The sequence below is a fragment of the Parvimonas sp. KA00067 genome, assembly GCF_001553085.1.
Taxonomy (GTDB): domain Bacteria; phylum Bacillota; class Clostridia; order Tissierellales; family Peptoniphilaceae; genus Parvimonas; species Parvimonas parva.
Genome location: NZ_KQ960150.1, coordinates 109,360 through 130,858 on the forward strand (window position 1 = coordinate 109,360; position 21,499 = coordinate 130,858).

The 21,499-nt window shown below is 27.6% G+C and carries 21 protein-coding genes and 1 other annotated feature; of the genes, 3 read left to right on the plus strand and 18 right to left on the minus strand.

The window, feature by feature from the left end; genetic code table 11:
• Position 1 precedes the first annotated feature (1 nt).
• Both HMPREF3181_RS05090 and HMPREF3181_RS05095 read right to left on the minus strand, forming a co-directional pair.
• Positions 2 to 1,747 carry an ABC transporter ATP-binding protein gene (locus HMPREF3181_RS05090; RefSeq protein WP_068473942.1) on the minus strand — a complete coding sequence of 582 codons (1,746 nt, stop codon included), beginning with the start codon at positions 1,745 to 1,747 and terminating at the stop codon, positions 2 to 4.
• Complete coding sequence (locus HMPREF3181_RS05095; protein WP_068473945.1) at positions 1,740 to 3,530, minus strand: ABC transporter ATP-binding protein; 1,791 nt, start codon at positions 3,528 to 3,530, stop codon at positions 1,740 to 1,742. Before HMPREF3181_RS05095 ends, HMPREF3181_RS05090 begins: the two co-directional genes overlap by 8 nt.
• Positions 3,531 to 3,636: 106 nt before the next feature.
• Between HMPREF3181_RS05095 and HMPREF3181_RS05100 the strand changes: the two genes are divergently transcribed.
• Positions 3,637 to 4,524, plus strand: a complete 888-nt coding sequence (locus tag HMPREF3181_RS05100; protein ID WP_068473948.1) for a linear amide C-N hydrolase — start codon at positions 3,637 to 3,639, stop codon at positions 4,522 to 4,524.
• Positions 4,525 to 4,565: 41 nt separating this feature from the next.
• Here the strand turns inward: HMPREF3181_RS05100 and HMPREF3181_RS05105 are convergent, their stop codons facing one another.
• The 3 genes from HMPREF3181_RS05105 to HMPREF3181_RS05115 all read right to left on the minus strand — a co-directional run bounded on the left by HMPREF3181_RS05105 (position 4,566) and on the right by HMPREF3181_RS05115 (position 6,597).
• Positions 4,566 to 5,168, minus strand: a complete 603-nt coding sequence (locus HMPREF3181_RS05105; protein ID WP_231723270.1) for a DUF4230 domain-containing protein — start codon at positions 5,166 to 5,168, stop codon at positions 4,566 to 4,568.
• A gap of 92 nt (positions 5,169 to 5,260) precedes the next feature.
• Positions 5,261 to 6,184 (minus strand): DNA-binding protein WhiA, encoded by a 924-nt coding sequence (whiA, locus tag HMPREF3181_RS05110; protein ID WP_068473951.1) that lies wholly within the window; start codon positions 6,182 to 6,184, stop codon positions 5,261 to 5,263.
• A complete protein-coding gene (locus HMPREF3181_RS05115; protein WP_068473953.1) occupies positions 6,184 to 6,597 on the minus strand; it encodes an NUDIX hydrolase in 414 nt (137 codons plus the stop codon). Before HMPREF3181_RS05115 ends, whiA begins: the two co-directional genes overlap by 1 nt.
• Before the next feature lie 148 nt (positions 6,598 to 6,745).
• On the opposite strand from HMPREF3181_RS05115, the gene ychF reads away from it, so the two are divergent.
• The gene (ychF, locus tag HMPREF3181_RS05120) at positions 6,746 to 7,840 is read left to right on the plus strand and encodes a redox-regulated ATPase YchF (protein WP_068473954.1); all 1,095 of its coding nucleotides are present in this window, start codon (positions 6,746 to 6,748) and stop codon (positions 7,838 to 7,840) included.
• Positions 7,841 to 7,877: 37 nt separating this feature from the next.
• On the opposite strand, the gene HMPREF3181_RS05125 is transcribed toward ychF, so the two are convergent.
• From HMPREF3181_RS05125 to rplU, 12 genes are all read right to left on the minus strand, one after another.
• Positions 7,878 to 8,945 carry an ABC transporter substrate-binding protein gene (locus tag HMPREF3181_RS05125; protein WP_068473956.1) on the minus strand — a complete coding sequence of 356 codons (1,068 nt, stop codon included), beginning with the start codon at positions 8,943 to 8,945 and terminating at the stop codon, positions 7,878 to 7,880.
• The gene (locus HMPREF3181_RS05130) at positions 8,942 to 9,643 is read right to left on the minus strand and encodes a methyltransferase domain-containing protein (RefSeq protein ID WP_068473958.1); all 702 of its coding nucleotides are present in this window, start codon (positions 9,641 to 9,643) and stop codon (positions 8,942 to 8,944) included. Before HMPREF3181_RS05130 ends, HMPREF3181_RS05125 begins: the two co-directional genes overlap by 4 nt.
• Positions 9,630 to 10,421 (minus strand): ABC transporter ATP-binding protein, encoded by a 792-nt coding sequence (locus HMPREF3181_RS05135; protein WP_068473961.1) that lies wholly within the window; start codon positions 10,419 to 10,421, stop codon positions 9,630 to 9,632. The genes HMPREF3181_RS05130 and HMPREF3181_RS05135 overlap by 14 nt, the downstream gene beginning before the upstream one ends.
• Positions 10,408 to 11,424, minus strand: coding sequence for a FecCD family ABC transporter permease (locus HMPREF3181_RS05140; RefSeq protein ID WP_068473965.1), 1,017 nt, complete (start codon positions 11,422 to 11,424; stop codon positions 10,408 to 10,410). The genes HMPREF3181_RS05135 and HMPREF3181_RS05140 overlap by 14 nt, the downstream gene beginning before the upstream one ends.
• Before the next feature lie 239 nt (positions 11,425 to 11,663).
• Positions 11,664 to 12,455 (minus strand): M15 family metallopeptidase, encoded by a 792-nt coding sequence (locus HMPREF3181_RS05145; RefSeq protein WP_231698849.1) that lies wholly within the window; start codon positions 12,453 to 12,455, stop codon positions 11,664 to 11,666.
• 158 nt (positions 12,456 to 12,613) lie between these two features.
• On the minus strand, positions 12,614 to 12,793 hold the full coding sequence (rpmF, locus tag HMPREF3181_RS05150; protein ID WP_004832204.1) for a 50S ribosomal protein L32: 180 nt from the start codon (positions 12,791 to 12,793) through the stop codon (positions 12,614 to 12,616).
• Between the two features lie 92 nt (positions 12,794 to 12,885).
• On the minus strand, positions 12,886 to 14,073 hold the full coding sequence (locus tag HMPREF3181_RS05155) for an acetate kinase (RefSeq protein ID WP_068473970.1): 1,188 nt from the start codon (positions 14,071 to 14,073) through the stop codon (positions 12,886 to 12,888).
• A 161-nt stretch (positions 14,074 to 14,234) separates the two neighbouring features.
• Positions 14,235 to 14,834 carry a glycerol-3-phosphate 1-O-acyltransferase PlsY gene (gene plsY, locus HMPREF3181_RS05160; protein WP_068473973.1) on the minus strand — a complete coding sequence of 200 codons (600 nt, stop codon included), beginning with the start codon at positions 14,832 to 14,834 and terminating at the stop codon, positions 14,235 to 14,237.
• Positions 14,827 to 16,152 (minus strand): ribosome biogenesis GTPase Der, encoded by a 1,326-nt coding sequence (gene der / locus HMPREF3181_RS05165; RefSeq protein ID WP_068473976.1) that lies wholly within the window; start codon positions 16,150 to 16,152, stop codon positions 14,827 to 14,829. Before der ends, plsY begins: the two co-directional genes overlap by 8 nt.
• A 79-nt stretch (positions 16,153 to 16,231) precedes the next feature.
• Positions 16,232 to 16,510 (minus strand): 50S ribosomal protein L27, encoded by a 279-nt coding sequence (gene rpmA / locus HMPREF3181_RS05170; protein ID WP_068473980.1) that lies wholly within the window; start codon positions 16,508 to 16,510, stop codon positions 16,232 to 16,234.
• Positions 16,511 to 16,513: 3 nt separating this feature from the next.
• Positions 16,514 to 16,852, minus strand: a complete 339-nt coding sequence (locus HMPREF3181_RS05175; RefSeq protein ID WP_068473983.1) for a ribosomal-processing cysteine protease Prp — start codon at positions 16,850 to 16,852, stop codon at positions 16,514 to 16,516.
• Positions 16,852 to 17,163 carry a 50S ribosomal protein L21 gene (rplU, locus tag HMPREF3181_RS05180; protein WP_068473986.1) on the minus strand — a complete coding sequence of 104 codons (312 nt, stop codon included), beginning with the start codon at positions 17,161 to 17,163 and terminating at the stop codon, positions 16,852 to 16,854. Before rplU ends, HMPREF3181_RS05175 begins: the two co-directional genes overlap by 1 nt.
• Before the next feature lie 10 nt (positions 17,164 to 17,173).
• Positions 17,174 to 17,242 (minus strand) — a sequence feature (ribosomal protein L21 leader region).
• Between the two features lie 231 nt (positions 17,243 to 17,473).
• Between rplU and HMPREF3181_RS05185 the strand changes: the two genes are divergently transcribed.
• Complete coding sequence (locus tag HMPREF3181_RS05185) at positions 17,474 to 20,389, plus strand: transglycosylase domain-containing protein (protein WP_068473997.1); 2,916 nt, start codon at positions 17,474 to 17,476, stop codon at positions 20,387 to 20,389.
• 25 nt (positions 20,390 to 20,414) lie between these two features.
• Here HMPREF3181_RS05185 and mnmA read toward each other — a convergent pair whose 3' ends face one another.
• Entirely contained in the window at positions 20,415 to 21,491 is a 1,077-nt protein-coding gene (gene mnmA / locus HMPREF3181_RS05190; RefSeq protein WP_068474004.1) for a tRNA 2-thiouridine(34) synthase MnmA, read from the minus strand.
• Between the last annotated feature and the right edge of the window lie 8 nt (positions 21,492 to 21,499).

Below are 21,499 nucleotides of genomic sequence, written 5' to 3' on the forward strand. Positions count from 1 at the left end.
CCTATATTTTTAATTCTTCAGAAATATACATTTTATAATATATTCCCTTTTTATTTATCAATTCTAAATGAGTTCCTTGTTCAAGAATAATCCCATTTTCAATTAAAACAATCTTATCACAATCCTTAATCGTTGACAATCTATGTGCAACAATTATAGACGTCTTTCCTTTTAAAATTTCTTTCATCTTATTTTGAATGATTTTTTCCGTTTCAGTATCTATCGAAGAAGTTGCCTCATCTAATATCAATAATTTCGGATTTTTTATCAAAGCTCTTGCAAAAGAGATTAATTGTTTTTGACCGTTGGATATACTATACCCATTTTCGCCAATGATTGTATCAATTCCATTTGGTAACTTATTTATAAAGTCATTTATTCCAAGCAAATCACAAACTTCAAAAATTTCCTCATCACTTGCATTTACATTTCCAAATTTTATATTTTCTTTTATTGAAATGGAAAAAAGTTGTGGCTGTTGCAAAACATATCCAAGATTGTCATACAAAAAAGTTTTATCAACATTTTTATAATCAATTCCGTCAAGATAGATATTTCCAGAAGTTACATCATAAAATTTACAAATCAAATTTACTATTGTAGATTTTCCACTTCCCGTACTTCCTATAAAAGCAACACTTTCACCTTTTTTTATTTCAAAATTAAAATCTTTTAAAATTAATTTTTCATCATCAAAATAATGAAAATTTACATTTTCAAATCTAATATTTCCTTCAAATTCCAAATTGTTTTTCTTTTCTTGTAAAACTTCATCTTCTTCATACAAAATTTGAAAAACTCTTTCAGCTGATGCCTGTGCAGATTTTAAATCTGTAAAAATTTGAGCGAGCATTTTAAAAGGCTCAAATATTTGAAAACTATAAGTTAAAAAACTTAAAAACGCTCCGTATGTCATTACATTTTTCATAACTGAAATTGACGAAAAATTAAATGCAAAACCTACACCAATACTTGCAACAAACATAACTATAGGAACAAAAATTGCAGATATTAATATAGATTTTAAATTATATTTTCTATATTTTTCATTGAAACTTAAAAATTCTCTTCGCTTTTTATTTTCAATTCCAAGAGCTTTAATTGTCTTTATATAGCTTAAAGACTCTGTATAACTTTTAATGATTTTTGAATTATAATCTCTTACTTTTCTTTGAAATTTCAAAATATTTTTTTGAAAAATCATCGTAACTATATAAATTACAGGTAGCATTAAAAATAGCATTAAAGTCAATGTATAGCTTAAATAAAGCATAATCGAAACAGAAAACAACAAAACAATAATGCTATGACAAGCATCTATGACTCCCCAACTAAAAACTTCGCTAAGTTTTTGAACGTCTGAAGTCAATCTTGAAATCAATTCACCCGTTTCATATCTCTTTACTGTTGTCAATGAAAATCTTTCAATTTTTTCAAAAACGGATTTTCTAATTTCCTTTGAAACTTTATATTCCAGTTTTCCACCTAAAACATAAAAACTGTAAATTGCAAGAGTTGAAATTATTACAAGCGAAAAAAATGCAATTCCAGCTAAAACAAAACCTTTTAAGTTCTGTCTTGTTATAAAATCATCTGTAAGTAGTTTTATAGACAAAGGAACAACTGCTTGTAAAACACCTGCAATTACAACTACAAACATCAACATATAAAGTTTTTTATATTCAATTTTATAAAATTTTATTAAATCTCTAAAAACATTTATATTTACAATTTTCTTTTTATCCATTATTTACATCATATTCCTTACTTTGAATTTCATTTATCTTGCTATACATTCCATTTTTTTGTATCAATTCATTATGCTTTCCGCTTTCAACAATCTTTCCCTCATTAATAACAATTATGTTATCACAATTATTTATCGTTGAAATTCTATGTGAAATAAAAATTGACGTAAATTTTCTATCCATTGATTTTAAAGCATTATTTATCTTCAAATCCGTATTCATATCAACAGCACTTAAACTGTCATCTAAAATCAACACTTCAAACGGTTTTAACAAACTTCTCGCAATGGAAATTCTCTGTTTTTGTCCACCAGAAAGATTTACACCATTATCGACAACTATGGTTTCATATTTTGAAGAAAAATTCAAAATTTCGTTGTGAATTGAAGAAATATTAGTCGCCCCATAAACAGAGTCTTCCCCTATATTGTCATCAACAATTTTTACATTATCCATAATTGACATATTAAAAAGTTCACTATCTTGCATAATCGCAGAAATTTTTTCTCTAATGTACCTTTTATTTATCTCATTTATATTTATTCCGTCAATTAAAATTTCTCCACTTGTAGCCTCAAAAAGTCCAAGCAAAAGATAGACTATCATACTCTTGCCACTTCCGGTTGCTCCTATGATTCCTAAACTTTCCCCTGCATTTACTACAAAACTTACATCATCTAAAACTAAATTTTCATTAATTTTTAAAGATACATTTTTAAATTCTATTTTTTCAGAAAATGAAACATCACTTATTCCACATTCATAATCTTCCTCAGGTAAATCCAAAACTTCATAAATTCTGGAAATCGAAACACTTGCTTTCGCCATATCACTAAGCAACTGCCCAATCTGTCTAATAGGCCAAACAATCATATTAATATAGATAACAAAAGCAATCAAATCTCCAAAATTCATTTTGCCTGTAATTGTTTCATAACCACCTACAACCAAAACTATCGCCAGTTGTAAAAAAGTTAAAAAGTCATTTACAGCCCTAAACTTTGCAAAAGTCCTCATAAAAGTATTTTGCATAATATTAAAAGTTTCATTTTTTTCTCTAAAAAGATTTAAAATATACTTTTCACGATTAAAAGCTTTAATAACTCTAGTATTGAATAAAACTTCTTTTATGAATACCATAAGTTCACTTTCAGCCTCATCTGTTTTTTTGAAAATTTTTCCAATTTTACCATAAAAAACATAAGACAAAATGGAAATAACAACGCAAAGACTTATACTTATAGTCGCAAGTTTAAAATTAATCAAAGACATAACTATAATTACCAGAATAATTGTTGCAACAGAGCCAAAAGCATTTACAAGCTGAGTTGCAAAAAGTTTTCTAACCGTTTCAATATCAGAAGAACTTCTTTGAATCAAATCTCCAGTAGAATAATCATTTAAGCATCTTATATCCAAATTTAAAAATTTATTATACATTTTTTCTTTTAAATTAAAAATCAAATTTTCACAAGCGACATTTGAATAATAATTCCTTAAAAAAATAAAAATACAGCTAATTCCTGTTAAAATAACTATTACAAAAGCCAATATGTATATATTTTCTCTTAAAAAATCTCTACCACCTATAAAGTCAACAGCTCTCCTTAAAATATCGTACTTATACTCCTTATTTCCGATTATAGAGTCAACTGTAATCATAATAACAATCGGAGTAAGCCCCGAAAAAATTTGTATAAAAATTGTAGAAATCATAGAAAGAAAATAAGTTAATCTATTATTTTTTAAAATTTTCCAAAAAAGTTTAATTTCTTTCAACATATCACCTCATAAAATACATACATATATTTTAATCTAATTTAGAAAAAAAGGCAAATTTATTTGGGTTTGTTCCACTTTTTTGGTATAATACATAGGAGGTGATTTTATGTGCACAACTTTTTCTATTTTTAGAAATGGAGAAACATTGCTCGGGAGAACAATGGACTTAAGAGATTATCACAGATATGAATTTAAATTTTTCCCAAGCAATTATAATTATGAAGAAGATATTTTTGGAAACAAATTATATACAAAATACAAAATTATGGGAACAACATTTAGAGATTACGACCATTTAATAGATGGAATAAATGAAAAAGGTCTTTTGGGTTGCACCAACTCTTTTAGAAATGTAATTAATTTCAAAAAAGAGCCTGACAATACAAGATTAAATTTAACATCAACAAAGATATTAAATGTATTTTTGACAAATTGTGAAACTTTAGAAGATATAAAAGCACTTGCTCCAAAGATACATATCGTAGAAAAATCTCTTGTCGATGAAACGAATTATTCAAGACATTACCACTATATGTTTACAGATAAAGATAATAAAAGTTTGATTATGGAAATAAAAGACGGAAATTTAGAAGTTTATGAAAATGAATATAACATAATGACAAACAGTCCAAGATTTGAAAAACATATAAAAAATTTACAAAAATATTTAGAAAAAAGAGAATTAAAAGGAAATATTCACACGCCAACAAAAAGATTCATAAGAGCATACATAGAGTTGGAAAATTTAAAACAAAATGAATTTTCAAAAAGTAACGAAGATATTTTATTTGATTCACTAAAAAAATTCACAATAACAAAAAAAGATTTAGAAAACATTTCAGAAAGCTCACAAAATATAACATTATACTACTCAATGTCAAACGCAAAAACTTTAAAATATCATTTAAAATATACAAATTCAAAAAATGTAAACAGTTTTTCATTTGACGACTTTAAAAATGGAAATAAAAAAGAAATAGTTCAGTTTATTTAGCACAAAAGAGAGACTTTAATATACAAAGTCTCTCTTTTAATTTATTCAAATACTATTTTATAATTTTCTTTTATTTCCTTGGTTGTATTTAACATTTCTGTAATAATTTTTTTTGCAACTTCTTTTGACTGCTCAAAAACGCCACTTTCTCTTGCATCCTTTTCAGCGTTTTCCTTACCACCTTGAGTAAACTCTGTATAATCTTCAACCTTAATTGGATTAAATATAGAATTCTTTTCATCATAGACCTTTAAAGATTTAAAATCCAACTCATTAGATAAAATTTTCGATTCAGGTAAAGTAATTTTTATTGTTTTACTGCCCTCATCAACATTTATCTTCGTTTCTGCTAAATCAATTCCAATCTTCAATATTCCAGTATAACTAACTATAAAACTAGATTTAGTAAAAGGTAATTTAAAATTGAATAATGTATTCCAGTCTTCTCTACTAACAACTTCCTTATACTTATATTGAATTGTAGATAATTCTTTTAATTCTTTAATTTGTACTCCAACAGTTTCATTTGTAATTTTAGGTTTTCCATTATCTCTATGAGTAAAATAATATCCCCCTACTATACCCAAGACAACTAATACTACCAACATTATAGATACAATACGTTTTTTAAACTCTGCCATCATAAGCAATCCTCCTAAATAAAAATAATATCGTAACCATTATATATATGTATATATGGAATGTGAATATTTTTTGCATAAAAAAGGCTAATAAATTAAATTTTATTCGCCATATCTATTATCTTTTTGAATCTATGATTTACTCCGGATTTACTTATGTTTAAAACTTCTGCAAGTTCTTTTAATGAAAAAGTTGGATTTTTTAATCTTAATTCACATAAGTCAAGTAAATTTTTATCCAAATTTTCTTTTCCATATTTTTTATAAACTGTATTTATTGCATCAATTTGTGTAAATGAAGTATTTAAAGTTTTATCTAAATTTGCCGTTTCACAATTTGTTAGTCTGTTTGTATTGTTCTTTATTTCTTTTATCATCTTAGTTTCTTCAAATTTGAATAAACTGTTTACCGTTCCAATTAGCGAAAGAAAATCAGAGATCATCGCACTATCTTTTACATAGACAATATATTGCCCCTTTTTCTCAAGACTTTTCGCTTTTATTCCAAATACTTTTAAATATCTTATAACAAGTTTGGATAATTCATCTGAATTTAAAGTAAATTCCAAATGGTAACTCTTGTCCGGATTTGCTATTGAGCCTGCACCTAAAAAAACTCCACATAAAAAGTTTTTAATAAAATCTTTACTTTTTGTAATATCTTCATAAAGCTCATCTTTTAAGAAAAGACTATCAAGGTCTGAAAAGTAAGTATCTTCTAAAAACTTCTTTGAAATTTCTTCATTTTCAATTACAATTTTATATACATTGTTTTTTCTTAAGTTTGAAATTTTTGAAACTATTATCTTTCCGTCATAAGAGTATAGAAATTTAAAAAGCTTAAAAATTCTTCTTATGATTGAATTGTTTGTAGTTTCAAATCTAATCGTAAAGGAAAAATTACTAAAAACAATCGTTCCATTAGTCCTTATAAAAGCAGAAAGTTCAGAAATAGCAGAATTTTTTTCTACTATTTCTCTTCTTGAAAGTTCATTTTTTAAATCAGTTGAAAATGCCATTATTTTCTTTTTCTCTTTTCGTAAAAATAATTCGCACTCTTTAGCATATTTCTTTCAGCATCATGCTTTACTAATTTTATAGCCTTGTCATAAGGTAAAAATATCGCCTCTACAAAGCCCTCTTCTCTCTGTGGATTCAAGCTCAAATCTTCAGGCTCCATATAAAAATAATGAACTGTTTTTTTCACTTTTTCACCGTCATTATGTTGGTAATCATATTTTACAAAACCTAAATACTTTACAATTTTACCAAGTATTCCAGATTCTTCTTGCACTTCTCTAACAGCTGCCACTTCTTTAGTTTCATTATCTTCAAGTCTTCCTTTTGGTAAAACCCATTCATTGCTAAACTTCTTTAACAAAAGAAAATTGCCATTATGAATAACAACTCCACCAGCACTAACCTCTAGCATAAAACCTCCTATTATCATATCACATATCTTCTTAATATTATAACACGAATTAAATATACATTCAAATAATAAAAATTAATTTGTATCCATAGCAACAATGTCATAAATATGATATAATAAATGGTAGTTTATATTAAAGGAGATTATAATGAAATTAGGAATAGTTGGATTACCAAATGTTGGTAAAAGTACATTATTTAACGCAATTACAAAAGCCGGAGCCGAATCGGCAAATTATCCTTTCTGTACTATTGACCCGAATGTAGGTCTTGTAAATGTACCTGATGAAAGATTAAATAAATTAACCGAGCTTTACAATTCAAAAAAGACAATTCCTGCTGTTATTGAATTTTATGATATTGCAGGTCTTGTAAAGGGAGCAAGTAAAGGTGAAGGTCTTGGAAATAAATTCTTATCTCATATTAGAGAAGTTGATGCAATCGTAGAAGTGATTAGATGTTTTGAAGATGAAAATATCGTTCATGTTGACGGAGAAGTTAATCCACTAAGAGATGTTGAAACTATTAACTTAGAACTTATTCTATCCGATTTAGAACTTGTGGAAAAAAGATTAGAAAAAGCTAGAAAATCTTTAAAGGGAAACAAAAGTTTTAAAGAAGAAGTTGACCTTTTAGAAAAAATATTACCTGTTTTAGAAGAAGGAAAATCTATTAGAACTTTAACTTTTGATGACGCTGAAAAAGCAATTTTAAAAAACTTTTCTCTTTTGAGTGTAAAGCCTATAATTTATGTTGCAAATGTAAATGAAGATGATATGATTGATGAAGGAAAGAGTAACGAATATGTAAAAATTTTAGATGATTTTGCTAAAAATGAAAATTCTGGAATCGTAGTTATAAGTGCTCAAATAGAAAAAGAAATTTCTGAACTTGAAGATGATGAACAAGTGGAATTTTTAAATGATTTAGGAATTTCTGAAAGTGGTGTTTCAAAGCTTATAAAAGAAAGCTACAACCTTTTAGGACTTATGAGTTTCTTAACAGCAGGCCCTGAAGAAACAAGAGCTTGGACTATAAAAATCGGAACAAGCGCCGTTAATGCTGCCGGAAAAATTCACTCAGACATTCAAAGAGGTTTCATCAGAGCAGAAATCGTAAATTATGATGACTTAATCTCACTTGGAAGTATGGTTACTGCAAGAGAAAAAGGTCTTGTAAGACTTGAAGGTAAAGAGTACATTATGCAAGACGGAGATGTAGTTTACTTTAGATTTAATGTTTAAACGAAAAGACTGTGCAACAAACACAGTCTTTCTTTTTTTACCTACCTAGAATATTTTTTACTTCTTCGTCTTTTAATTCATAATTATAAAATAATTTATAAAATTCTTTTACTTCTTTTTTAATATCATAATTATAAACTTCAGGATAAACTAAATTTCCAAGCCATTTCATTCCAATTACTCTATTAACTGCAGGTGGTCTTCCGAAGAAATTATATGGACCACTAGGAGTATAGAAAACTTTATTTTCCTTTACAGCTTTTAGAGTTTTAAAAGTTTCTTCTCCTTTAATTTGTTCAGCTAATTCTTTTGATTCAAAAATCAAGAAATCAGGATTTACTTCTGATAATTTTTCAAAAGGAATTTCATTTCCTGAACCGCCTTTAACTTTTTCTACGGTAATTGGATTTTGAGCACCGATAAATTCAATAATATCAGCGTGGATAGATCCTTTTGCATTTGCAAATAGTCCTGTTTTTCCTCCACCGTAGTAAACTTTTTTAACATCTTTTATCTTTGCCTTATTTGCTTCAATTTCCTTATATGTCTTCTTGATATATTCAGAAAGTTCTTTTCCTCTTTCTTTATTACCTAAAACTTCAGCAAGTCTGTCAAAAGCTTCAGGTAATTTGTCAAGAGTTAACTCAATGAAAACTACAGGGATTTTTAATTGTTCTTGTAGCTTGTTTAAATCTTCTTCAATTCCTTTTTTCTTTTCACCCATATCAATTATTACATCAGGTTTTGCATTTACAACAGCTTCCATATTAAGATTGGCTTTCTTTCCATAGAACGCTCCAAATTCAGGTAATTTTTTCAACTCATCGGTAATATACTTTTCTGTACTCTTTGAAAATTTTGATGCTACCCCAACAAGTTTATTTGGCTCAAAAATATGCAACATAACTTGTGCAGGATTTCCTGATGGAGCAACTCTTGTAATGTTTTGTTTTAAAGTAACTTCTCTTCCCAAGTCATCTTTAAAAACTCTAGTTTCGTTCTTTGTCTCTGTTTGTTCATTTTTCTTTTCAGCAGGTTTCGAACAAGCTGTAAAAAGAAGTCCGAAAGTTAAACAAAGAGCTAAAATTCTCTTAAATTTTTTCATATTTCCTCCTTTTCCACTACTACAATGGCTGTATTTTTAGGTTTACAATAATATTTTGTAAAAATTTCCCCATTGTAATTGTAATCTATATCTTTTACATTAGATATCAAATTAATTCCTTTTTCGCCATACCATTTATTTAAGTACTTAATAACTTCTTCATCATCTTTTAACGGTTGACCAAATTCAAAAGTTTGTCTGTAAATTTTATAGGGAATTTTTCTATCATCTAAAAACTTACAAATATCTTGAATAGTATTTTTATTCGGATTATGAACAATACTTTTTTCAACATCATTTCGTATTATTATCATCCTTTTAGTAAATAAGTTAAAAAAATTGTAAAAATAATCTTCAACATTTCCAAAATGACTAAATAAAATATTATCACTTACTCCAATTTTTTCAAAAAGTTCTCCATCATAACAATTAGAACAAATTGTCTTGAAATTTTTAATTTTGTTTTTTGCAATATTATCTTCCAAAAGATCTAAAACCTTATCATCATAATCTACCCCAATTATATCACTGAAATAATCAGATAATTTCATAGGCAAAATTCCTAATCCACAACCGAAGTCAATAAGGCTTTCTCCTTTTGGAATGATTTTTTTGATTTCTAAAGTCATATTATCGTGATATTTAGTATATTCTGAAGCAACTAAATACCATTTTATTCTATCTTCATTCCAAAACATAATCGCGTCTAACCTCCTTATAATCAGGAATACAAAATTTTCCGTTTTCAGTTTCAATTAAATTTATAGGAACATTATATAATTTTTCTAAAAGTTCCTTATTCAAAATAGATACATCTCCAAAAAAACTTTCCTTATTTTTTCTAACTATAAGTACCTTATCTGCATAAGTCAAAGCGTGATTAGGATTATGAGTTGTAATTAAAAATCCTATATTTTTTTTCTTCAATGAATTACAAATTTCCATTATCTTTAGCTGATTTCCATAATCTAAATTAGCAACCGGCTCATCCATAAAAATATAGTTATTGGCTTGCAACAATGCTCTTGCAATTAAAACAAGCTGTCTTTCTCCTCCGCTGATTTGCCTGTAGTTTTTATCTTTTAAATAAGAAATCCCTAAAGTTTTTAAAATTTCAACTGATTTTTCATAATCTTCCTTTGTAGTTTTATAGAAAAATCCGTCTTTTTTAGAATAATTCCCCATTAATATAACATCAATAACTTTATAGTCAAATGCAGGAAAATGAATTTGCGGAATATAGGAAATAAATCTTGAAAGTTTTTTGCTGTCCAATATTTTTAAATCATTATCATCAATCAATGCTTTGCCGTTTTTTATAGGAATTAGTTTTAAAAGTGCTTTTAATAAAGTTGATTTTCCTGCCCCATTTTCTCCTAAAACACAGATTATCTCTCCTTTATTTAATGAAAAACAAATATCTTTTAATATTTCATTTTTCCCATAAAAAACTTGTAAATTTTTAACCTCTATCATAATCTCTACCTTTTTTATAAATTAAATACAAGAATATAGGTGCTCCAATAAAAGAAGTAACAATTCCAATAGGAATTTCAGAAGTAGTAATATTTCTGCATAAAATATCCACAACAAGTAAAAAACTCGCTCCTAAAAGTCCAGATGCGGGAATTACAAATCTATAATCATCTCCGAAGATAAGTCTTGAAAAATGTGGTATTACAAGTCCAATCCATCCAATTATTCCTGTAACTGCAACACTTGAAGCAGTCATTAATGTTGCAAAAAATATTATAATAAATCTTATTTTTTCAGTATTTAATCCAAGTGTTTTAGCCTCTTCTTCCCCCATTGTAAAAATATTTATTTCTATTTTATATAAATTTGAAACTATAAGTCCAATTACAATAGGGAAAAATATAAATTTAAAATCAATCATTTTTACTGATGCCAAAGAGCCCATAAGCCAATATGTTATGCTTGGTAGCTGATTTTCCGTATCTGCAACAAGTTTTACAAAAGAAATTAAAGAAGAAAATAAACTTCCTATCATCATTCCAGTTAAAATAAGTCCTAAAATTCTATCACTTCTAAAAATTTTACTTAAAGTGTATGTTACAAAAACTGAAAGAATCCCTAAACTAAAAGACAAAAGTGTTATTTCAAAAAAATTAAAATACATCAGTATTCCAAAAGCTGAACCAAATGCTGAAGCTTGTGTTGCTCCTAAAATATCAGGACTTACCATTGGATTTTTTAAAAGTCCTTGAAACAATGCACCACTTGTAGAAATACCTGCCCCTACAAGCATAGCACATAATACTCTTGGAATCCTTATATTCCAAATTATTGTACTTTGAACTGAATCACTAACGATTCCATAAAAAATTCTATCTACTATCACTTTTATTACTTCAAAAAATTTAACAGGATAACGACCGATGCTAAATGAAAAAATAAAAGCTAAAACTAAAATAATTGTCAAGACAAAAAATTTTAATCTAATTTTAGTATTAATCATATAAACTCTCTTTTCTTTATTTTTATAAAAATATAACGATAGTATAAAAATTATAAAACATATCAAAATAAAAGTCAATACATTTTATCAGACAATCAAAAAGAAACAATATATTTTCCATTAAAAAATTTTTAAAATTAAAATTAACAAAAAAAGTCTAGCTATGAGCTTACTCAACGCTAGACTTTTATTCTGTAACAACAAAGTTCTAAGGATAATGCTTGATTAGAACCATCGTATTATTGTCTTAAAAATTCTTCTAATGTAATATTTTTCTTAAAAATTTTATTTGCATTTTCTACGCCAACAAAGCGAAAATGCCAAGGCTCAAATTTATAATTAGTCTTATCTTCTTTATTTTCAGGATAACGAAGAATAAAACCATATTTATGAGCATTTTTTATAAGCCATTTAAATTCTTCAGTTTCTTTAAAAGATTCTTTTAAATTTTTTTCTTCATCTTTTCCAATTATATCTAAACTTTGTCCAATTTGTGATTCATTATGACCTGCACTAGAATACATAGCATATTCAATATATTTGTCATTCTTAGGTGCATTTTTATTAAGTTGCTTTTGTTCTTCGTAACTTATAAATCCTTTATGCAAATCTAAAGTTATTCTATCTCTATTTGCATCTACTTTCATTAAATCAAATTGTTTTTCGACAAATTTATCAAAGCCGGGATTAAAATCACTAGGTAATTTATACTCCGTATTTACTAAAAGAATTCCCTTTATAACTTTAAATAATTTATTTTTAGATACATTTTCAATATTACTACTTTTAACAAAATAAAATTTATCTTCAAATTTAACCTTACTTATTCCATCTTTATATCCAAAAACTTCTAAATATTTTTCCTCTTCAACTTTTACTTTCTCTTTTAAAAGCTCCTCTGTTTCATAAAGAGATACTTTTTTCAAAGTTTTTGCATAATTAGTTGCAATATCGGAAAAATCTTTAACTTCCGGCAAAGTTAATGTTTCAAAATTGTATGGCATTTTACTTTCCAATTCAATTTTCTTCATTTTTTGTCGATTATAAAAATAAACCGAAGAAATCAATATTATCAAAAAAATTGTTATTAAAAAAATTATTTTTTTACTTTTTTTCAAAATATAAACCTCTATATAATTATAATATATATAATTAAAGGGATTTAGAAAACTAAATCCCTTAAACTATTTTATTCAACATCTAATACTTTTCTTCCTTTATACATTCCTGTGTCAGGATTAACTCTGTGAGGTACAACTAATTCATTAGTTTCAGGATCTCTAACTAGAGCTACTTTAGGTAGTCTATATGAAGATGCTCTTCTTTTATCTCTTCTTGCTTTAGAAGTTTTTCTCTTAGGTACTGCCATTATAACACCTCCTCTGAATTTTTATAACATATACCCCCGTTTTAAACGGATAACAAAAATATTATACTATAAAAAAATTAATTTGTCAACAATTATTTTACTAAATCCATAGTATCTCTTGCAATCATTAACTCTTCGTTTGTAGGAACGATTAAAACTTTAACTCTTGAGTCATCTGCTGAAATAATAGCCTCATCTCTTGTATCATTTTTAGCATCATCAAGTTTGATTCCGTATTCTTCCATTCCTTCTAATATTAATTTACGCATTGAGGCTGAGTTTTCACCAATACCACCAGCAAATGAAATAGCATCAATATGTCCTAATTCAGCCATAAATCCACCAACATATCTTCTTACTCTTGTGATGAACATATCTAAAGCTAATTGTGCTCTGTCATTTCCTTTTTCTGCTGCCTCTTCTAAATCTCTAAAGTCTGAACTTAATCCTGAAACTCCAAGAACACCTGATTTTTTATTTAAAATTTGATTCATTTCATCAGCTGAATATCCTTTTTCGTTCATTAAGAAAGTCATAACAGTTGGGTCAATATCTCCACTTCTTGTTCCCATTAAAAGTCCTTCTAATGGAGTTAATCCCATTGTTGTATCATAACATTCTCCGTTTTTGATTGCAGCGATTGATGAACCGTTTCCTAAGTGAACAGTTATAATATTAAGATTTTCTTTAGCTGTATCTAATAATTCAGCAGTTCTTAAAGTTACATATCTATGGCTTGTTCCATGGAAACCGAATTTTCTAAGTCTGTAATCTTCATAATATTCATAAGGGATTGCATACATAAATGTTCTTGCAGGCATAGTTTGATGGAAAGCTGTATCAAATACTGCTACATTTTTCTTTCCTGGAACTAAGCTTTCACAAGCCTCAATACCCATTAAGTTTGCAGGGTTGTGTAATGGACCAAATTTAATAAATTCTCTAACTTTAGCCTTTACATTTTCATCAATAATAGTTGATGCTGTTAATTTATCTCCACCATGAAGTACTCTGTGTCCGATAGCATTAACTTCATCTAAGCTCTTAACAACTCCGTATTTTTCATCAACAAGAGCATCAAAAACATGTTTAATAGCTGCTGTATGGTCTGCCATAGCTTCTTCAACAACTAATTTTTCACTTCCAACTTTGTGAGTTAATTTTGAACCTTCAATACCAATTCTTTCAACTAATCCTTTACATAATACACTTTCATCAGTCATATCGAATAATTGATATTTTAAAGATGAACTTCCACAGTTAATTACTAAAATTTTCATTAATTTTCCTCCTAAGATTTTTAAAAAAATATATTTTCACATACACTAATATTTTACTATTTTCTTTAAATTAAGTCAATACAAAATGCTAATTATTAAGCATCTAAAATTTTTTAAAAAAATAGAACTAACTTAAATAAAATTAGTTCTAAAAATAATTTTTAATGTTTTTTTGCTCCAAGTTTATTTTCATTACCATTTAAAAGTCTAACTATATTGGCTTTGTGTCTATAAACAGTCAACAATAATAAAAATAAAAATGTGGATAAAACATAAATATTTCTATATCCAAAAAACATATATGATATTGGTAAAACAGATGCTGTTGATAGCATTGATCCTAATGATATATATTTTGTAAATATTACGATTAAAATAAATATACTAATCGCTATAAGTGCTAATCTATAATCTAAAAACACAATAAAACCAAAAGATGATGCTATTCCTTTACCACCCTTAAAATTCAAAAACACAGGCCAATTATGTCCTAAAACTACAAATATTCCACTTAACAATATTCCGTTTAATCCTAAAAATTTCATTCCAATATAACAAGCTAAAATTGATTTTAAAAAGTCAATAATAAAAGTTAAAACGCCTGCCTTAAGGCCAAAGACCCTAAGTGCATTTGTTGTACCGGCGTTTTTACTTCCATAATTTCTAATATCTTTGTTAAATAATATTTTTCCAAAAATTATACCACCTGAAATATTTCCTAAAAAGTATGAAATAATTATACAAGCTAAAACTTTAAGCATTATCTTCTCCTCTCGCTCTAAGTTCAAAAACTATCGGTGATGAAGTAAAAGAAAAATTCTTTCTAATTTGATTTTCCAAATATCTCAAATAAGAAAAATGCATTAACTCTACCTTATTCACAAATATTACAAACTTTGGTGGTCTAACTGAAACTTGACTTGCATAAAATATTTTTAGTCTTTGTCCTTTATCAGTTGGTGGAGCATTGTGAACAACTGCATCATTTATAATGTCGTTCAAAATACCTGTTGAGATTCTTGTACTATAATTTTCATCAGCAATTTTAATTGCATCAAATAATTTATCAATTCTTTGCCCTGTTTTAACTGAAATAAAAACAAGTTGTGCATAAGGAACAAAGCTTAATTTAGTTCTTATATCATCTTCAAAAGCCTTATAAGTTTTATTGTCTTTAACAATTAAATCCCATTTATTAACTGCAATAATTAAAGCCTTATTTTGTTCTTTAGCAAAACCGATAACTTTTGTATCTTGCTCAGTAACCCCTTCAGTAGCATCAATTAAAAGCACAGCAATATCTGACCTTTCAACTGCATTCAAAGTTCTAACAACACTATATCTCTCTAAATTTTCAGTTATATTTTTCTTTCTTCTAAGCCCTGCTGTATCTGTAAAAATATAAGTTTTTCCATCAATTTCAACTCTTGAATCAATAGAATCTCTAGTTGTTCCTGCAATATCAGAAACTATCATTCTCTCTTCTCCTAAAATTCTATTCATAAGAGAACTTTTACCTACATTTGGTTTTCCGATTAATGCAACCTTTGTTACTTCTTCCTCTTCACCTGTATATTTATTTTCAGGAAATTCTTTTATGATTTCATCAAGTAAATCTCCAAGTCCAAATCCTTGAGTTGCAGAAATAACATTTAAATTTTCATAACCAAGCTCATAAAATTCATAAATTTCTGCAGGCATTTTATGAGTATCTATTTTATTTATAGCAAGTACAATAGGCTTTTTAGTTCTTCTAAGATAATTTGAAATTTCTCTATCTTCGTCCATCAAACCATTTTTACCATCAACAACAAATAAAATTACATCAGCATTTTCCATAGCCACATCAGCTTGAGCCTTAATTTTTTGTAAAATTATATCATCACTATTAGGCTCTAAACCACCGGTATCACAAAGAATAAAATGTTTATTTTGCCATTCAGCATCTTGATACAATCTATCTCTTGTAACACCCGGAGTGTCCTCAGTAATAGCAATTCTTTTATTTATAAGTTTATTAAAAAGTGTAGATTTCCCAACATTAGGACGTCCAACTACACAAACTAAAGGTCTTTGCATAAATTCACCTCCATATTTCTTAATATATATTCTACCATATTTTCTTTAAAAAAATAAGCTCCTTTAAAGGAGCTTATCATTATACTGGATAAATTGAAACTTGTTTCTTATCTCTACCTTTTCTTTCAAATCTTACAACACCAGAAATTTTAGCAAAAAGTGTATCATCTCCACCTTTACCAACATTTACTCCTGGGTGTATTTTTGTTCCACGTTGTCTAACTAAAATGTTACCAGCAAGAACGAATTGTCCGTCCCCTCTTTTAGCACCTAATCTTTTAGCTCTACTATCACGACCGTTTTTAGTACTACCTAAACCTTTTTTACTAGAAAAAAGTTGTAAATTCATCTTTAACATACTCTACACCTCCTTATAATAAATCTCAATATATTTATTATATTCTTCTTTCAATGATATAATGCCAACTTCAAAAGTTTTCATTATTGTTTGAACATCTCTAATTTTAAATTCATCCAAACTTTCAATGTCTAACATCATTCTCAAATATCCATCTCCTACTTTCAAATCCATATCATTAGAATCTATTGAACAAATCTTTTCAATAGCATTTGGAGTATTTATAGACAAAACAGATAATGATGCACAAAGAATGTCATTCTCTTCACTAAAATCAGCATGTCCTTCCATTTCAAATCCATAATATAAATCTTTTTTCTTAAAAATATAAATATTAGTCATTAAAATGCAATACTTTCGATTTTAACTTTTGTAAATGGTTGACGATGTCCTTTTTTCTTTCTATAATTTTTCTTAGCTTTGAACTTGAAAATTATAACTTTCTTTCCTCTTCCATGTCTTTCAACAGTTCCTTCAACCTTAGCTCCTTCAACTACTGGAGAACCAACTTTAATATCTCCGTCTTTAGAAACTAAAAGAACTCTATCAAAAGATACTTTTGAGCCTTCTTCAACATTTAGTTTTTCAACAAAAATGCTTTGTCCTTCTTCAACTTGGTATTGTTTACCACCTGTTTCAATTATTGCGTACATAGTGCACCTCCTCATTCTTAAGTCTCGCCGAATTAGGTGCTATGCTTTAAAAACCTAATCCGTGCGGTAACACAACAAGTAGTATATCATAAAAACAATAAAAAATCAAGATTTTTTTAAATTATTTTTTAATTTGGATTTAAAGTTTTAACTTTAAAATGTTAGTATAGAAGTTAAAATATTTATATTATTTTAAAATCAAAGAATTTGTGATATAATATGTTTAACTTTATACAAATTTAATTATATTAAATGTAATAAATAAAATTATAAAAAATAAAAAAATGATTGTTATTTGAGGAGGTTTTTTATGTTACAAAAAAAGGTAGAGAATAAACAATCTAAAACTAAAAAAGGAGATAAAAGTTTTTTAAAATCTTTTTTTAAATTCGTAAGCATAGTCATTCTATCAATATTTATGATTGGTGCAGGAATTACAGGAATTTTTGCAACTACATTTATAGATATTATGAAAGATGCTCCAATCATTAATGCGTCAAAGATGAATGAGCTTATGATTCAATCATCAACCATTCTTGATAGAAATGAAAATTTAGTTGAAAAAATTGAAAACTTAGAGAATAGAACTATTGTAAAGCTAAGTGATGTTCCGGAACATTTAATAAATGCTTTCATTTCAACTGAAGATGAAAGATTTTATTCTCATAAAGGTGTTGACCCAATAGGTATAGCAAAAAGTCTTATCGATACAGCAAGAGGTAGAATTCGTGGTGGGTCAACAATCGCTCAACAATTAGCAAGAAATATGTATCTTTCAAATGAAAGAAAAATTGAAAGAAAGTTAAAAGAGGCATATCTTGCAATTAAAATTACAGATAGTATTAAAAGAGAAGGTGTTCTTGAGGCATATCTTAATAGAGTTTTCTTAGGACAACATTCTTATGGTGTTCAATCAGCGAGTCAAGGTTACTTTTCAAAAGATGTTAAAGATTTAACCATAGCTGAATCTGCACTTCTTGCAGCAATAGTTCAAAGTCCTACAAACTACTCTCTATATAAAACTATAAAGCCTGAAAATGTTAGTGATGAATCTGCTGTTATAAAAGATTTAAATATCGGTGGTCAAGTTTATAAGGCAGTATATAATCCAAAAGTTTTAGATAGACAAAAATATGTTTTGAAAAAAATGTATGAACTTAAAAAAATAACTAAAGAAGAATATGATAATGCTGTTAATGAAGATGTATTTTCTGCTATAAATCCAAACAAAGGCTTTGAAAGGGAAGTTTCAACTTACTTCACTGAATATGTTAAGTATCAAGTTGCTGAAAAATTAATGAAAAAATTTAATTATACTAAAGAAGAGGCTTGGGACAAAATATATAATGGTGGACTTACAATTCATTCTACAATGGATCAAAATATACAAAAGAATTTAGAAAAACTTTATGCAGATTTTGCAAATGCAATGAATGCTCCAAGATATGGAGGTCCTTCATTTGCAGCTTTTAAAAGAGATAGAGCAAGTAATATAACTGATGAAAAAGGTAATATAATCTTGTATAAAAAAGCTAATCTTTTAGATGAAAATAACAATGTTATAATTCCAAAAGGAGAGTTTTCTATTGACTCAGATAATTCTTTAAAAATAAATAGTCAGAGAGTTTCAATATATCAAAATGTTTTGTCAATGGCTAGTTTTTATACAGTTAATGACCAAAACAACTTAGTTACCCATGGAATTGGAAATTTCCAACTTCCTGAGCAAGGAGTAACAGTTGAAAATGACAAATCTTTTAAAATTTCTGCATCTGTTTTTGAAAATTACAAAGATTTTTATAGTGTAAATGAAAATGGAAATTTAGTTTTAAATTCAAAATATTTCCAAGTTGATGAAAAAGGAACTGTTCAACCTCAATCTTCATCAGTCGTATTAGACCATAAAACAGGTCAGTTAATCGCAATAATTGGTGGTAGAGAAACAACAGGACACCCTCTAAATAGAGCTTATAGAGTTCCTAGACAACCGGGTTCTACTATGAAACCTTTGGGAGTATATATTCCTGCATTGGATAACGGATATACTGCTGCTACCGCAATAGAAGATGCTCCTCATTATAATGATAAAAAAGAACTTTGGCCAAAGAACTGGTATAATGGATATAGAGGATTACAAACTCTTAGAGAAAGTTTAGTACAATCTATCAACGTAAATGCTGTTAAGACTCTGGAAGATATAGGAATAGAAAAATCTAAAGAATATTTCAAAAAATTCGGTTTAATAAACGAAGATAATGAATTAGATGATACTTATATTTCAAGGTCTGAAAGTGTGGACCATAATGATGAAAACTTATCAAGTATGGCTCTTGGTGGTATGACAAGAGGTATGACCAACTTAAAAATGACTGGAGCTTATGCAGCAATAGCAAATGATGGAAAGTATCTTGAACCTATTTCATTTACAAAAGTTGTTGACTCAACAGGAAAAACTATTTTAGAACCTGAACAAAAGCAAAGACAAGTTACGTCTAAAGAAAATGCTTTTATAATGAGAGATATTTTAAAAGGTGTTCCTGACGTAATGGCTCAAGGTGCAAAGCACCCAACTATTGAAGTTTCAGGTAAAACAGGTACAACTGATGATATACAAGACTCTTGGTTTGTAGGTTTTACTCCATATTATACAATTGGAACTTGGATAGGTTTTGACAATCAACATATAAAACTTAATAACAATAACTCAATGGCAGCCACTCTTTGGGGGAAAGTTAATAGAATAGTTTTAGAAGGCAAAGAACCTAAAAAATTTGATGGTCCAAGTGAAAATATAATAAGAAAGTATGTTTCAATAAGAACTGGTCTATTAGCTACCGAAGGCACTGAAAAAGCAATTTATGAATATTTTGTAAAAGGTACAGAGCCTACAAAATATGAAGAAATTTACTATATAGCTTATAAAATAGATAAAAGAAACGGAAAGTTGGCCACAGATAAAACTCCTGAAGAATTTATTGAAGAAAAGAAGTTTTATATAAAACCGAATGTATATAAACCGGAAAAAACTGATTATGGCCCTAGTGATTTTATAAACCCACCACCAACTGAAGAATCAGATATAGTAGATAAACCTAAGGAAGAAGAAAAACCAAAGACTAATACTAAACCAAAAACAAATGATACTTCTAATAAAAATGATAAAGATAAAGATAAAGATAAAGATAAAAATAAAAATACAGAAAAAGATAAAAATAAAAATCCTTAAAAAGGAGTTGCTCTTGCAACTCCTTTTAATATACTTCTTCTATTATTCCTCCTCCGACTACAATATCATCAGAGTAAAATACAGCCGACTGCCCTTTGTTCGGTGCTCTAACAGGCTTTTCAAATTCAACAAATAATTCATTATCTTTATAAAATAATAATCCTTTTGTTTCGTTTTGTCCATGTCTAACCTTAACACTCACTTCCAACGGTTTTTCTAAAACTTCAAAAGGTATAAAGTTTTCATCTCTTATTTTTATTTTATTTTTATATAAAGAATCTTCGTCGGACAATGTGACAGTATTATCTCTTGCATTTATCTTAGAAACAAAAACTCTCTTTCCAAGTGCAATTCCAAGACCTTTTCTCTGTCCGACAGTATAATACACTATCCCATTATGTTTTCCTAATTTATTTCCATTTTCATCAATAAAAAAACCCTCTTTTATTAACTCAGGATTTCTCTGTTTTATAAACATACCATGGTCTCTATTTTGAACAAAACAAATTTCTTCGCTATCTTTTTTTGAATAAGTCAAAATATCTTCATCTTTTGCAATTTGTCTTACTTCGTCTTTTATCAAATCAGCAAGAGGAAATAAAGTCTTTGCTAAAACTTCTTGACTTGTATTATACAAAAAATATGTCTGGTCTTTTTTAGAATCTTTTGCCCTTTTTAATAAATATCTATTATAATTATTATCAAATTCAACTTTTGCATAATGTCCGGTTGAAATAAAATCTGCTTTTAAAGGTTTTATTTTATCTACAAAACTATTAAACTTTATATATTTATTACAAGCAACACAAGGGTTTGGAGTATATCCTAAAGAATACTCCCTAACAAAATTTTCAATAATTTTTCTATCAAATTCTTCTCTAAAACTCATTGTATAATGTTTCACGCCCATTGCCTCTGCAACTATTTTAGCGTCCATAACGGAAGATAATGAGCAACAACCTTTTTCTTCATCATACAAATGTCCTTTAGGTACTAAATTCATAGTAACCCCGATTACTTCGTATCCTTCTTTCAATAACAAATGGCAGGCAACACAACTGTCAACCCCGCCACTCATTCCTAAAATTACTCTTTTATTCAAAATTACCT